Genomic DNA, 13,571 nt, shown 5'->3' on the forward strand with positions numbered 1-13,571 from the left:
CACCGGGCCGGACGACCCCGTGCGGCCCGGTGCGTACGGTGTTCCGCGTGACCCAGACGCACTCGTCCGAGACGAGCCGCAGCCCCGAGTTCCGCCTGGTGCAGGCGGCCCTCGAAGGGCTGCGCCAGGAACTCCTCCACGACGCCCTCGCCTACCGGCCGTTGCCGCGCATGGACGTGGACAGCGGCCCCGCACGTCGCCTGCCGGGGCGGATACGCGGCCACGCCGGCCTGTTCCCGCACGCGGTGGTCGCCTTCTGCGCCTTCGTCGTCCTGGCGATCGGCTCCGACGGCAGCGCCGTCGGCTTCGCACCGGCGGCCTTCCTCTTCGCCTGGGTGCCGCCGGCGATCGTGCTCGCCACGCTGAGCAGGCCGGTCCTCGCCTTCTGGGCCTCGCTCGCCGTGACCCCCTTCCTGTCCCTCCTCAGCGACCACTGGGGAGGCTGGCCCTGGACCGACAACGCCTTCGCCGCCCACCTGGTCGTCCTCACCGTCGTCGCCGCCCGCACCGGCCCCCGGGCAGCGGCCTGGATGTGGGCCGTGACGGCGGGCTACGCCCTCTTCACCGAGGCGTTCCTCGGGGTGGGGCGCGGATCCGACTCGGTCCCGATGCTCTTCGTCGCGGCCCTCGCGCTGCTCGCCGTCACCCTCGTCCAGGTCCGTCGCCAGGCCCGCCGCGACGTCACCGCCCAGGAGACCGTCACCCTCCGGGAGATCTCCAAGCGGACCGTCCTGGAGGAGCGCACCACCATCGCCCGCGAGTTGCACGACGTCGTCGCCCACCACATGTCCGTGGTCGCCATCCAGGCGGAGGCGGCGCCGTACCGGGTGGAGAACCCGCCGCCGGAACTGGAGCAGGCCTTCCGCACCATCCGTGAGAACGCGGTCGCCGCCCTGACCGAACTGCGCCGGATCCTCGGGGTCGTCCGGGCCGAGGACTACGAGGCGCCCGAAGCCCCGCAGCCGACGCTCGACGACCTGGACGCCTTGGTCGACAACGTCCGGGAGGCCGGGCTCGACGTGACGAAGACGGTGACCGGCGCGGTGCGCGAGCTGCCGCAGGGCGTGGAGCTCTCCGCGTACCGGATCGTCCAGGAAGCCCTGTCGAACGTGTTGCGGCACGCGCCGGGCGCACCCGCGAAGGTCGAGGTCAGTCACGTCCTGGGCGGACTGGGTCTGCGCGTCGTCAACGGACCGGCGCGCGGTCCCGCCGAGCCCTCGCCCGGGGCGGGCCACGGCATCGCCGGCATGCGGGAGCGCGTGACGATGTTGGGCGGGGAGATGACCGCCGGGGCGACCGACGACGGCGGCTACGAGGTGACCGCCTTCGTCCCCGTGGGCCGTGAGGAGCAGCAGGCGTGATCCGGGTCCTGATCGTCGACGACCAGATGATGGTGCGCGAGGGCTTCTCGGTGCTGCTCGGCGCGATGCCGGACATCGAGGTCGTCGGCGAGGCGGTCAACGGCCGGGAGGCGGTCGAGCAGGTCGCCGTCCTCCGGCCCGATGTGGTCCTCATGGACATCCGGATGCCCGAGCTCAACGGCATCGAGGCCACCAGGGAGATCGTCGCCGCCGACGAGGAGGCGAAGGTCCTCGTCCTGACCACCTTCGACCTGGACGAGTACGTCTACCAGGCGCTGCGCGCCGGGGCCTCCGGGTTCCTCCTCAAGGACGCCTCGGCCCGTCAACTCGCGGACGGAGTCCGGGTCGTCGCGGCCGGTGAGGCGCTGCTCGCGCCGACCGTGACGAAGCGTCTGATCACCGAGTTCGCGAAGACGCCGGGGAGTTCGTCGCGTCCGCCGGCCGCGGTGCAGGTCGGGGAGCTGACGGAGCGGGAGACGGAGGTCCTCGTCCTCATCGCACAGGGCCTGTCGAACGCCGAGATCGCCGACCGGCTCGTCGTCGCCGAGTCGACGATCAAGACGCACGTCAGCCGGGTCCTGGTGAAGCTGGGCCTGCGCGACCGCACCCAGGCGGCGGTCTTCGCGTACGAGGCGGGCCTGGTGCGCGTCGGCGGCTGAGCCGGTCCCGCGGCGGTGCCCGGACGGTAGCGTCCGGGCATGGACCCTGTGGACGCTGCTTTCGATCCCTGGTCGGCGGAGTTCGTCGCCGATCCCTACCCCGCCTACGCCCGATTGCGCGCCGCCGGCCGCGCCCACTGGTACGCCCCGACGCGGCAGTGGTTGATCCCGCACCACGAGGACGTGTCGGCGCTGCTGCGCGACCGGCGCCTCGGTCGGACGTACACCCACCGGTTCACCCACGAGGAGTTCGGGAGGGCGGCGCCGGACCCGGCGCACGAGCCCTTCCACACGCTCAACGACCACGGGTTGCTCGACCTGGAGGCGGCCGACCACGGTCGGATCCGACGGCTCGTCTCGAAGGCGTTCACCCCGAGGACGGTGGAGGACCTGGCCCCGACCGTACGGGGGCTCGCCGATCGGCTGGTCGGCGAGCTGGTGGCGGCGGGCGGCGGCGACCTGTTGGCGATGGTCGCCGAGCCGCTGCCCGTGGCGGTGATCGCCGAGATGCTGGGGGTTCCGGAGGAGGACGAGGAGCGGGGGATGCTGCGGCCCTGGTCGGCGGCGATCTGCGGGATGTTCGAGTTGGACCCCTCGGAGGAGACGGCCCGGCGGGCGGTGCGGGCCTCGCTGGAGTTCTCGGACTACCTGCGGGAGCTGATCGCGCGGCGGCGCAAGAGCCCGGGGGACGACCTGATCTCTTCCCTGGTCGCGGTCGAGGGGCTGACGGAACAGGAGATGGTCTCCACCTGCGTCCTGCTCCTCAACGCCGGCCACGAGGCCACCGTGAACACCACGGTCAACGGGTGGTGGACCCTCCTGAAGGAGGGGGTCCGTCCGCGCCCCGAGGCGCTGTCCACAGCTGTGGAAGAACTCCTGCGCTACGACACGCCCCTCCAGATGTTCGAGCGCTGGGTCCTCGACGACATCGAGGTCGGCGGCGTCACCATCCCGCGCGGTTCCGAGGTCGCCCTCCTCTTCGGCTCCGCCAACCGCGACCCCGCCCGCTTCGGCCCCACCGCCGACGTCCTCGACCTCGAACGCTCCGACAACCCGCACGTCACCTTCGGTGCGGGCATCCACTACTGCCTCGGCGCCCCGCTGGCCCGCCTCGAACTCACGGCGGTCTTCGCCGCACTGCTCCGCCGGGCCCCGGACCTGCGGCTCGCGGCCGACCCGGTGTGGCGACCGGGGTACGTGATCCGGGGCTTCGAGGAGCTGCTGGTGGAGGTCTGACCCCGGGCTCAGCCGGTGAGGTCCCGGCGCCGCAGCCCCGCGAGACCGGCCGCGGTCAGCACCGCCGCCAGGACCGTCAGCGCGAGCACCGGGGTCCAGGCCGCCTCCGCCCCCGGGAGCTTCGGCAGGTGCCCGAAGGGGGAGAGGTCCAGGACCGCCCGGGGCAGGTCGAGCGCCGGGCCGATCCAGCCGAGCACCAGGCAGAGGCCGGCGACGCCCCAGGCGGCGGTCGCGGCCTTCGGGACGGCGCCCCAGAGCAGGACCGCGAGCCCGGTGAGCGTCCACACGGCCGGAAGCTGGACGAGCACCGCACCCAGCACCGGGCCCAGGTCCTGCCCGTAGGAGAGGGCCAGGCCCAGTCCGGCGAGGGCGAGGATCAGGGCCGCACCGCCGAAGGCGATGACCAGGTGCCCGGCGGCCCAGCGGACCCGGCCGAGGGGGTGGGCGAGGAGCGGTTCGGCGCGACCCGAGGTCTCCTCGCCGTGCGGTCGCAGCGCCGACCCGACCGCGTACAGCGCGGCGACCATCCCGAAGAGGGACGCCATGGTGGCGAGGAAGGCGTCGGTGAGCGCCGTCTGACCGCCCATCCGTTCGAAGATCTCGCGGGCCCGCTCGTTGTCGCCGACGATGTCGGCCGCACCCTCGACCATCCCGCCGAAGACGAGGCCGCCGAGCAGGAAGCCGAGCGACCAGCCGAGGAGCGAACCGCGCTGGAGCCGCCAGGCGAGCGCCCCGGCCGTTGCGAGTCTGCCTTCGGCCGGGCCCGGCCGGGTCGCGAGGAAGCTCGCGCCGATGTCCCGGCGGGCGGTCAGCGCGTAGGCCGCCGCCGTCTGGACGAGGACGGCACCGGCGATCAGGAGCAGCACCCACCAGCGTTCGCCGGTGAAGGCGCGGACGTGTTCGGCCCAGCCGATCGGCGAGAGCCAGGTGAGGACCGAGTCGCCGTCCGCGGTACCGGCGTCCCCGGCCGCCCGCAGCACGAACGCGAGGCCCAGCACGGCCGAGGCCAGGCCCTTGGCGAGCCGTGCGCTCTCCGTGAGCTGGGCGGTGAGCGCGGCGGCGGTGGCGAAGACCATCCCGGTGCCGCCGATCGCCAGGCCGAGGGCGAGGGCTCCGGCCGCTCCCTGGCCGGCGAGGCCGGCGGTGACGAGGAGGGCGACGGCGGCGTTCACGACGAGCGCGGCGAGGAGGGCGGCCGTGAGCGGTGCCCGGCGTCCCACCGCACCGGCGGACAGCATCTCCTGACGTCCCGTCTCCTCTTCCTCACGGGTGTGGCGGACCACCACGATCAGGCTCGCGACGGCGGCGAGCACCGCGCCGAAGGTGCCGAAGCGCCAGGCGACCAGACCGCCGAGCGAGTCGCCGAAGACCGGTCCGTACAGTGCCCGCATCGAGCTGTTGGCGGTCATGGAGGCGGCGAGGGCGGACCGCTCCGCGGCCGTTCCGTACAGCCCTTCCAGGGAGCCGGCGCCGCTGACGACCAGGCCGCCGGTGACGAGGGCCCAGACGGGGATCGTCAGCCGGTCGCGGCGCAGGGCGAGCCGGGTGAGGGCGCCGGTGCCGGCGAGGGCGCTCATGCCGTCGCCCCCGCGTCCGCGTAGTGGCGGAGGAAGAGCTCCTCCAGGGTGGGCGGGGTGGAGGTCAGGCTCCGCACGCCCGAGGCGGTCAGGGACCGGAGGACGGCGTCGAGTCCGTCGGTGTCGACCTGGAGGCTGATCCGGCTGCCCCGCCCTCCTTCGACGTCCTGGAGGGTGAGGTCGTGGACGCCGGGGAGGCGGGCCAGGCCGTCGGGGGGGCCGGCGAGTTCGGCCGTGATGCTGGTCCGGGTCAGGTGGCGCAGCTCCGCGAGCGAACCCGATTCGACGGTCCTGCCCTTGCGGATGATGCTGACCCGGTCACAGAGGGCCTCGACCTCGCTGAGGATGTGCGAGGACAGCAGGACCGTCCGTCCCCGGCGGCGGGCGTCCTCGACGCAGCCCTGGAAGACCTCCTCCATCAGCGGGTCGAGGCCGCTGGTCGGTTCGTCCAGGACGAGCAGGTCGGCGTCGGAGGCGAAGGCGGCGACGAGCGCGACCTTCTGTCGGTTGCCCTTGGAGTAGGTGCGGCCCTTCTTGGTGGGGTCCAGCTCGAAGCGTTCGATCAACTCGGCCCGGCGCGTCCGGTCGAGCCCGTTGCCGCGCAGCCGGCCGTAGAGGTCGATGACCTCGCCGCCGGAGAGGTTGCGCCACAGGGTCACGTCGCCCGGGACGTACGCGATCCGCCGGTGCAGTTCGACCGCGTCCTGCCAGGGGTCGCGGTCGAGGAGCCGGGCGCTGCCGGAGTCGGGCCGCAGCAGGCCCAACAGGACCCGGATGGTGGTGGACTTCCCGGAGCCGTTGGGGCCGAGGAAGCCGTGGACCTCGCCGGTTCCGACGGTGAGGTCGAGACCGTCGAGCGCACGGGTGCGCCCGAAGGACTTGTGGAGCCCCGCGACGCTGATTGCCTTCGTCATGATTCAGAACGTACGGGATGTTCACAAACTTGTGAAGTTAAGGAACCGTATAAAGTCTGGAGGATGAGCGAGATGACGACGACCGCCGGGGAAGACGGGAGTGCGCAGGCGCTGTCCCGCTTCGTCGAACGCCTGGCGGCCGAGATGACCGCCGCCGGCATGCAGCGCATGGCGAGCCGCGTCTTCGCGGCCCTCCTCACCTCCGAGACCGCCTCCCTGACCGCGGCCGAGCTCGCCGAGCAGCTGCAGATCAGCCCGGCCGCCGTCTCCGGCGCGATCGGTTACCTCACCCGGGTCGACATGGTCAGCCGCGAGCGCGACCCCGGCACCCGCCGCGACCGGTACGTCCTCCACAACGAGCTCTGGTACGAGACCTTCACCCGGCGCGACCAGGTCCTCGTCCGTTGGGAGAAGGTCCTCCAAGAAGGCGCCGAGGCCCTCGGCCCGGACACGGCGGCGGGCCGCCGCACGGCGGAGACCGCCGAGTTCTTCGCCTTCCTGCACACCGAGATGCTCGGGATCATGGACCGCTGGCGCGCCCACAAGGAGGCGCGGACGGCGGACGGGCCCGGGGCCGTCCCGGAGCCCTGAGCCTCCGGTCTCCGCCGTGTCGGCGGTCGCCCGGCCCTCCCGTTCACCGCGTCGCACGGACCTCGTGGGCGACCTCCCGGGGCAGGGTCAGCCCCCACGCCCCCGCCAACACCGTCCAGGTGCGGCGACGGACCGGGCCGATCAGCCGGCCGTCCGCGCGGTAGCGGAAGTCGGGGCCCGAGACCGTGAGGCTGTGGGCGGTCGTCCGGCGGGGCGGAGCGGCCCGGGGGCGGACGGTCACCTCGACCGCACCCGAGACGGGCCGGACCGTCAGCCCCTCCACGGGGGCGTCGACATCGGCGAGCAGCACCCCGTCCGCCTCCACCCGCAGCCGGTGGGTGCGGACGGCCAGTGCCGCCGGGGCCGGCCGGACCAGCGTGCGGACCAGGGAGCGGCAGGCGTCCCAGACGGACGGGGTCGTCGGGGCCAGGGCGGGCACGGCCGGCACCAGCAGGTCGCCCAGGACGACGCCGTCGCTGTCGTCGGCGAGCAGGTCCAGGCGGCGTACGGCCCCGTGCAGCACCGCGCGGGCGGCCGTGGGCGTGGAGTGCGGCACGCCGAGCGCACGGGCCACCTCCAGGGTGTCCGGTGTGCCGATCGGCACCAGTGAGAGGGCCCCGTCGGCGAGGTCCCGCCCCTGGTGCAGCAGGGCCACCGTGCGCAGCAGTGCGCGGTCGTCGCCGAGCACCACGATCCGTCGCGAACCGCGTCGGGCCAGGGCCCGGGAGAATTCCTCGGGGCCGTCCGGCAGGCAGATCTTCGCCTCTGCGCCGGCGGACAGCACATCCTTCGCGATCCGTACGGACTCGCCGTCATTTCGGCGGGCGACCGGGTCGACGATGACCAGCAGCTGGTCGTGATCCGACACCTCGGTCCTTCCTCGGGTAGCATCTTTGTGCAAGAGCCCCTTGCGCTATTGCGCCAGGGGCTTCGTCTATTCCGGGGCACACCGGTGAGGCGGCGTACGCCCCCTGACCTTGGACATGCCCCACCCGGAAGGGGTGTACGCCTGTGCCCGCACTTGTGCTGCTCGGTGCTCAGTGGGGTGACGAGGGCAAGGGAAAGGCCACCGACCTGCTCGGTGGATCCGTGGACTACGTGGTGCGTTACCAGGGCGGCAACAATGCCGGCCACACGGTCGTCGTCGGCGACCAGAAGTACGCGCTCCACCTCCTCCCTTCCGGAATCCTCTCGCCGGGGTGTACCCCGGTGATCGGGAACGGTGTCGTCGTCGACCCGGCGGTCCTGCTCTCCGAGCTGAGCGGACTGAACGATCGTGGCGTGGACACGTCCAAGCTGCTGATCAGCGGCAACGCTCACCTGATCACCCCGTACAACGTCACCCTCGACAAGGTGACGGAACGGTTCCTCGGCAAGCGCAAGATCGGGACCACCGGCCGCGGCATCGGCCCGACCTACGCCGACAAGATCAACCGCGTCGGCATCCGGGTCCAGGACCTGTACGACGAGTCGATCCTCACCCAGAAGGTGGAGGCGGCGCTGGAGGGCAAGAACCAGCTCCTCGCCAAGCTCTACAACCGACGGGCCATCGACGCCGCGCAGATCGTCGAGGAGATGCTCCAGTACGCGGAGCAGATCAAGCCGTACGTCGCGGACACCACGCTCATCCTCAACAACGCGCTCGACGAGGACAAGGTCGTGCTCTTCGAGGGCGGCCAGGGCACGCTCCTCGACGTCGACCACGGCACCTACCCCTTCGTCACCTCCTCGAACCCGACCGCGGGCGGCGCCTGCACGGGCGCGGGCGTCGGTCCCACGAAGATCTCCCGGGTCATCGGCATCCTGAAGGCCTACACGACCCGTGTCGGCGCGGGCCCGTTCCCGACCGAGCTGTTCGACGAGGACGGCGAGGCGCTGCGCCGCATCGGCGGCGAGCGGGGCGTCACCACCGGCCGTGACCGCCGCTGCGGCTGGTTCGACGCGGTCATCGCGCGCTACGCGACCCGGGTCAACGGCCTGACGGACTTCTTCCTCACCAAGCTCGACGTGCTCACCGGCTGGGAGCAGATCCCGGTCTGCGTCGCGTACGAGATCGACGGCAAGCGCGTCGAGGAGCTGCCCTACTCGCAGACGGACTTCCACCACGCGAAGCCGATCTACGAGATGCTGCCGGGCTGGTCCGAGGACATCACCAAGGCGAAGACCTTCGCGGACCTGCCGAAGAACGCGCAGGCCTACGTCAAGGCACTGGAGGAGATGTCGGGCGCCCCGATCTCGGCCATCGGCGTGGGACCGGGCCGCACGGAGACGATCGAGATCAACTCCTTCCTCTAGGCGACCGCGCCCGCTCGCCCGTCCGCTCCGGCGGAACGGCGGGCACGCGCCGAGGGGGCGACGTCCGGGACCCGGGCGTCGCCCCCGCGGCCTTTCCGCGGCCGGGCCCTGCGGCCCGCGGGTCCGGTCCCCGCCGGGGAACGCGGGGACCCGTGGAGCCGGGCTAGTCGCGGACGAACTCGGCCGGCTCCCCGTCGAAGTCCATCCCGTACAGGTGGAGCTCCTCCTTGCCCTGGTACCGGACGATGCGGAGGTTGCCGGAGCCGTTCTCGGCGCACTCGGAGTCCCAGACGTCCCGGTCGCGGGTCTCCGGGCCGATGACGAGGAGAGTGCCGGAGCCGCCGACGACGGCCGTGGAGGCGCAGTTGACGTTCTCGGCGAGGAGGTTGCCCTGGTCGTCCATGCGCGGGTAGGAGTGCTCGAAGCGCACCAGGGGGGCGCCGACCGGGCCCTGGCTGATGACGAGCCGGTAGGACCAGCGGTCGGGTTCCGGCTGGGTCACCGTGTCCGGGTCCTGTTTCCAGGTGCCGACGAGGCCGGCGGGGACGACGTCCGCTCCGGCCCTGACCCGCTGGAAGGTGCCGGTGGCGACGCCCGATCCCCAGGAGACGACGTCGGCGGAGAGCAGCCGCAGGCTCTGGCGGGCCGCCGGGGTGCAGCGCTGGGCGGGGACGCTCGCGGTGACCTCCGCCTCGCCGAGGAGCAGTTCGCCGTCGGTGGCGGAGACCAGGGGAGCCCGGCCGATGCACAGCAGCTCGCCGGTGACATGGGTGTAGACGGCCGTCTTGGCGCCCGCCGGGCCCTGGGCGATCTCGATCCGCCGGGTCTCCTTCGGGGCGTTCGCACCGCCCTTGAGGACGCCTTCCCAGGCGCCGATGAAGGCGTCCGGGACGATGCCGGCGGGGCGGGCGGTGCCGTTCTTTCCGCTGCTCGCCCCGGCTCGGGCGTTCCGGTCGGGCCAGACGGAATAGGCGACGGTGGCCGCCGCCGAGAGGACCAGGGCGGTGGTGGCGGCCACCAGGGCGGTGCGACGGCGCCGCGGTCGGGGAGCGGCGGGGCTGGTGTCGGCGGCGGCCGGGTCGGGCGTGCCGTGCGCGGTGCCGGTGGGCTGCGGGGGAGGAGCGGCACCGGTGGGTGCGGTCCCCTCCGTGGCGGCTTCCGCCTCCAACAGCCGTGCCGCGTGGCGTCCCAGCCTGGCCAGCACGTCCGCCGGGAGCCAGGGGTCGGCGACCGGGAGGGCCTCGGCGATCTCGGCGGCCGTGGGCCGGCCCGTCGGGTCCTTGGCGAGGCAGGCCCGGATGAGTCCGGAGAGTTCGGCCGGCAGGTCCGTCAGGTCGGGTTCGTCATGGGCGATGCGGAACATCGTGGCGTGGACGCCGCTGTCCGCCGTGCCGAAGGGGGCGCGGCCGGTCGCCGCGTAGACGAGCACGGAGCCGAGGCAGAACACGTCGGAGGCGGGGGTGACGCGGTCGCCGCGGACCTGCTCGGGGGACATGAAGCCGGGGGAGCCGACGACGGCTCCGGTGGTGGTGAGGTTGCCGCCGACGGAGGTGCTGTCGACGGCGCGGGCGATGCCGAAGTCGATGATCCGGGGCCCGTCGACGGTCAGCAGCACGTTGGACGGCTTGAGGTCGCGGTGGACGAGTCCGGCGGCGTGGATGTGGTCGAGGGCGCGGGCGAGTCCGGAGGCCAGGGCCCGTACGGTCGCGGGCGGCAGCGGCCCGAACTCGTCGCCGACCACGGTCCGCAGCGACGGTCCCGGTACGTATCCGATGGCGACCCACGGCGAGTCGCCTGTGGTGTCGGAGCCGAGGACCGGCGCGGTGCCGGTGTCACCGACCCGTTCCAGTGCGGCGACCTCGCGCGCGAACCGCTGCCGGAACTCGTCCTGGGCGGCCAGCTCCGCGTGCACCACCTTGACCGCGACGGTCCGCCCGCCGGCCGAGCGCGCCAGGAACACCCGGCCCATGCCGCCGACCCCGAGACGGCCGATCAGACGGAACGGGCCGACGCTGACCGGATCTTCCGCGTTCAATGACTCCACGTCGCCAGAGCATGCCAGAAGGGTCAGCCGGCCGCCCCGGTCGATGCCCGCCCGCCGGCCGCCCCGTCCGCCCCGGTGGGCCCTCGATCCGCCCCGCACGCCCACAGCCCCTTCGGGGTCCCGCAGGGCAGGTGCCCGTGGGCTCCGACGACGTCCTGGCCGCGGCCCGAGCGGAGGTACGCGAGGAAGCTGGACGCCAGGGAGTCGACCGGGGGCACGCCCCAGGTGTAGGCGTACTCGACCTCTCGGTACGGATAGTCGGACTCGCCCAGCTCGTCCACGACGGGCCGGCGTCCGTCGACGGCCACCCGGTGCAGGCCCTTCCGGCCGTCGGTGGCCCGGAGCTCGGCGTAGCCGATGGCACCGGGCAGCTTGGCGACGGTGCTCAGGACCTGCTCGGTGGAGTCGAGCTCGCAGCGGATGACCGGTGAGGCGGGGTCGTCGAGGGTCCGGCAGTCCTGGGAGGAGTTCGCGGGTTCGTTGCGGTCGAGGACGCGGCGCTGGAAGACCTGCCGGGTGCCGGAGTTGGCGTCCCGGCTGATGAGGAGGACGGGCTGGTGGACGCCGGGGACGAGCTGGCCCCAGTCGGTGATCTCGCCCCGGTAGATCCGGCGCACCTGCTCCAGGGAGAGGTCCTCGACGGGCACTCCGTCGTGGACGACGAGGGTGAAGAGCGAGACGGCGACGGTGGTCTCCCGCAGCTCCGGGAAACCGCCCGGCTTCTGCCCGTCCGAGAAGGAGATCAGGGCCGGCGAGCCCTTCCCGGCCTTCGCCCCCGCCTCGGCGAGCCTTCTGGTGCCGGCGGTGGAGCCGTGCACGTCCACGGCCACCGTCGAGCCCTCGCAGTCCTTCTCGTACTGCCGCGCGACCTCCCGCAGGGCGGGGGCGAAGGCGGTCGACCCGGTGAGGGTGACCCGGCCCCGGGCGCAGCCGATCGGCGGCGGGGTCCGCTCGCTGACGATGATCGCGGCCAGGGCGACGACACAGGTGGTCAGGACGATGGTGACGGCCCGTGCGGTCGGGCTGAAGCGGGCGGGCTTGTCATCCGGGGAAGCGCTCCTGTTGCGCCGGATCTTGCCGCCCTGGAGGCTCCCGTCTATCTTGACCTGCTGGTCGGCCACCCCGCCGGAGAGCTGGACCAGCAGCTTGAAGTACTGCCCGCGCTCCAGGGCGACCTTGGGGACGAGGACCGCGTTGCCGCTCCGGCCGAGCGCGGGGGAGCGCTCCAGGTCGTCCCGGATGGAGTCCCAACCGGCCGAGACGGTGGCGACGACGCCCTGCACGGTCCGCTCGCCGAAGGTGACCTTCAGCCCGTGGGGTTCGGCGGCGGCCCCGTAGTCCTCGGAGCCGATGTCGAGTTCCCGGTCGTTCTCGATGCGCAGGAGGACGAGGGTGGAGCCGTCTGCGGGCGTGGCCATGCCCACCACCTGGCCCTCCCGCACGGTCATGACCTCGCTGTCGCGGTTCTCCTCCCGGTGGAGCGGGGTGTTGAGCTGCACCCGGTAGCCGAGCCGCTTGCGCTGCGGTGAGAACCGGTCGATCCAGACGACGGCGAGCGTGACCAGGACACCGACGAGGGCCGTTCCCACGGCGATCACGTTCTCTGCGGTTATCCACTCCATGGCCGGGACGGTACGGACGCCCGTGCGAAGACGGGGGCGGCGTAGCGGCTCGCCACGCGGACTTCGCCGTTCGTTCAGATCGTTCAGCAGCACCTCCCCGGGTGGACGGACAGGGGTTGCCGGGCGTCTGGAGCGTGGGTGTAATGGCCACCGGGGGGCCTTCCGTCTGAGGAGTACCCCATGCGTGTCGTCGAAGTGACCGCCTACGGCGGACCCGAGGTGCTCAGTATGGCCCGCCGGCCCGAGCCCGCGGCCGGGGAGGTTCCGGGCAAGGTGAGGGTGCGTCTGAAGGCGGCCGGAGTGAACCAGGCGGACCTGCGGATCCGCGCGGGGCTGTACGCGGACGCGGTCGGCGCGCTCAAGCCGCCGTTCGTCCTGGGCACGGACTTCGCCGGCAGGCTGCTCGACCCCGTGCCCGGGATGGAACCCGGGACCCGGGTGGCCGGTTTCCACCCCTGGTTCGAAGCCCTGACGGGCGACGGCACCTACGCGGAGGTCATCTGGGCCGAACCGGAGTGGTTGGCCCCGGTCCCGGACGACGTGGACTTCACCGTCGCCGCTTCCCTTCCGCTGGCCTCCGCCACCGCCCAGCAGGGCCTCGACCGGCTCGCGCTCCCGGCGGGCGCGACGCTGCTGGTGACCGGCGCGAGCGCCGTGGTGGGCCGCTTGGCGGTGCAGTACGCCTCGGCAGCCGGGCTGCGGGTGGTGGCCGTCGCCCACGAGGGCGACGAGGCCGAGCTGAGGGTCCTCGGTGCGGAGCAGGTGGTGACGCGCGGCACTCCGGAGGACGTGGTGGCGAAGGTGCTCGCGGGCGAACCGGAGGGCGTGGACGGGGTCTTCGACGGGGCCATCGTCGGCGACGCCCTGCTTCCCGCGCTGAAGGACGGCGGCGTGTTCGCCGCGCTCGCCCCGGACCGGGTGCCGGTCACCGAACGTGACGTCCGCGTCGAGGCCGTTCGGGCCGTACCGGACGCCGCCAGGCTCGCGGAGAGCCTGCGGAAGGTGGCGGACCGGGAGCTGATCACCAGGGTGGCGGACGTGATGCCCCTGGAGGAGGTCGCGGAGGCCCACCGCAGGGCGGAGGCGGGGCACCGACCCGGCCGGATCATCCTGATGATCTGACCCGATCGTCCCGTCATCCTCCGTTTTCCCTCGCCCCGAGCGACGCCCCGGCCGTCGCTCGGGGTTCGGCGTTTCGGCGTGCGGGACGCGAGGGGCGTCGTGATCCGAGTCACAGTCGCTGGACCTCAACTTTGGTTGAGGAAGCAGGAT

General features: G+C 72.9%; 11 protein-coding genes. 6 read left to right on the forward strand and 5 right to left on the reverse strand.

Annotation, left to right across the window (positions count from 1 at the left end):
• The first annotated feature begins 38 nt into the window (after positions 1 to 38).
• Genes ACFW22_RS17490 through ACFW22_RS17500 form a run of 3 tightly spaced genes read left to right on the forward strand, consistent with a single transcriptional unit; the run spans position 39 to position 3,256 of the window.
• Entirely contained in the window at positions 39 to 1,361 is a 1,323-nt protein-coding gene (locus ACFW22_RS17490; RefSeq protein WP_386404776.1) for a sensor histidine kinase, read from the forward strand.
• Positions 1,358 to 2,020 carry a response regulator gene (locus ACFW22_RS17495; protein WP_386404779.1) on the forward strand — a complete coding sequence of 221 codons (663 nt, stop codon included), beginning with the start codon at positions 1,358 to 1,360 and terminating at the stop codon, positions 2,018 to 2,020. Before ACFW22_RS17490 ends, ACFW22_RS17495 begins: the two co-directional genes overlap by 4 nt.
• Before the next feature lie 48 nt (positions 2,021 to 2,068).
• On the forward strand, positions 2,069 to 3,256 hold the full coding sequence (locus ACFW22_RS17500; RefSeq protein WP_386404985.1) for a cytochrome P450: 1,188 nt from the start codon (positions 2,069 to 2,071) through the stop codon (positions 3,254 to 3,256).
• 8 nt (positions 3,257 to 3,264) lie between these two features.
• Here the strand turns inward: ACFW22_RS17500 and ACFW22_RS17505 are convergent, their stop codons facing one another.
• Both ACFW22_RS17505 and ACFW22_RS17510 read right to left on the reverse strand, forming a co-directional pair.
• Positions 3,265 to 4,833 (reverse strand): ABC transporter permease, encoded by a 1,569-nt coding sequence (locus tag ACFW22_RS17505; protein WP_386404782.1) that lies wholly within the window; start codon positions 4,831 to 4,833, stop codon positions 3,265 to 3,267.
• Positions 4,830 to 5,747: an ATP-binding cassette domain-containing protein gene (locus tag ACFW22_RS17510; RefSeq protein ID WP_386404785.1), complete on the reverse strand. Its 918-nt coding sequence runs from the start codon at positions 5,745 to 5,747 to the stop codon at positions 4,830 to 4,832. Before ACFW22_RS17510 ends, ACFW22_RS17505 begins: the two co-directional genes overlap by 4 nt.
• Before the next feature lie 63 nt (positions 5,748 to 5,810).
• Here ACFW22_RS17510 and ACFW22_RS17515 point away from each other — a divergent pair, with 63 nt between their 5' ends.
• Positions 5,811 to 6,338, forward strand: coding sequence for a GbsR/MarR family transcriptional regulator (locus ACFW22_RS17515; RefSeq protein WP_386404788.1), 528 nt, complete (start codon positions 5,811 to 5,813; stop codon positions 6,336 to 6,338).
• A gap of 43 nt (positions 6,339 to 6,381) precedes the next feature.
• Here the strand turns inward: ACFW22_RS17515 and ACFW22_RS17520 are convergent, their stop codons facing one another.
• A complete protein-coding gene (locus ACFW22_RS17520; RefSeq protein WP_386404791.1) occupies positions 6,382 to 7,206 on the reverse strand; it encodes a diacylglycerol kinase family protein in 825 nt (274 codons plus the stop codon).
• Positions 7,207 to 7,349: 143 nt separating this feature from the next.
• Between ACFW22_RS17520 and ACFW22_RS17525 the strand changes: the two genes are divergently transcribed.
• Positions 7,350 to 8,633 (forward strand): adenylosuccinate synthase, encoded by a 1,284-nt coding sequence (locus ACFW22_RS17525; protein WP_386404793.1) that lies wholly within the window; start codon positions 7,350 to 7,352, stop codon positions 8,631 to 8,633.
• Positions 8,634 to 8,796: 163 nt separating this feature from the next.
• Here the strand turns inward: ACFW22_RS17525 and ACFW22_RS17530 are convergent, their stop codons facing one another.
• Both ACFW22_RS17530 and ACFW22_RS17535 read right to left on the reverse strand, forming a co-directional pair.
• Positions 8,797 to 10,677 carry a serine/threonine-protein kinase gene (locus tag ACFW22_RS17530; RefSeq protein WP_386404796.1) on the reverse strand — a complete coding sequence of 627 codons (1,881 nt, stop codon included), beginning with the start codon at positions 10,675 to 10,677 and terminating at the stop codon, positions 8,797 to 8,799.
• Between the two features lie 23 nt (positions 10,678 to 10,700).
• Entirely contained in the window at positions 10,701 to 12,299 is a 1,599-nt protein-coding gene (locus tag ACFW22_RS17535; protein WP_386404799.1) for a substrate-binding domain-containing protein, read from the reverse strand.
• A 180-nt stretch (positions 12,300 to 12,479) separates the two neighbouring features.
• Here ACFW22_RS17535 and ACFW22_RS17540 point away from each other — a divergent pair, with 180 nt between their 5' ends.
• Complete coding sequence (locus ACFW22_RS17540; RefSeq protein ID WP_386404802.1) at positions 12,480 to 13,421, forward strand: NADP-dependent oxidoreductase; 942 nt, start codon at positions 12,480 to 12,482, stop codon at positions 13,419 to 13,421.
• The last annotated feature ends 150 nt before the right edge of the window (positions 13,422 to 13,571 follow it).

It is taken from the genome of Streptomyces sp. NPDC058872, assembly GCF_042743065.1.
GTDB lineage: Bacteria > Actinomycetota > Actinomycetes > Streptomycetales > Streptomycetaceae > Streptomyces.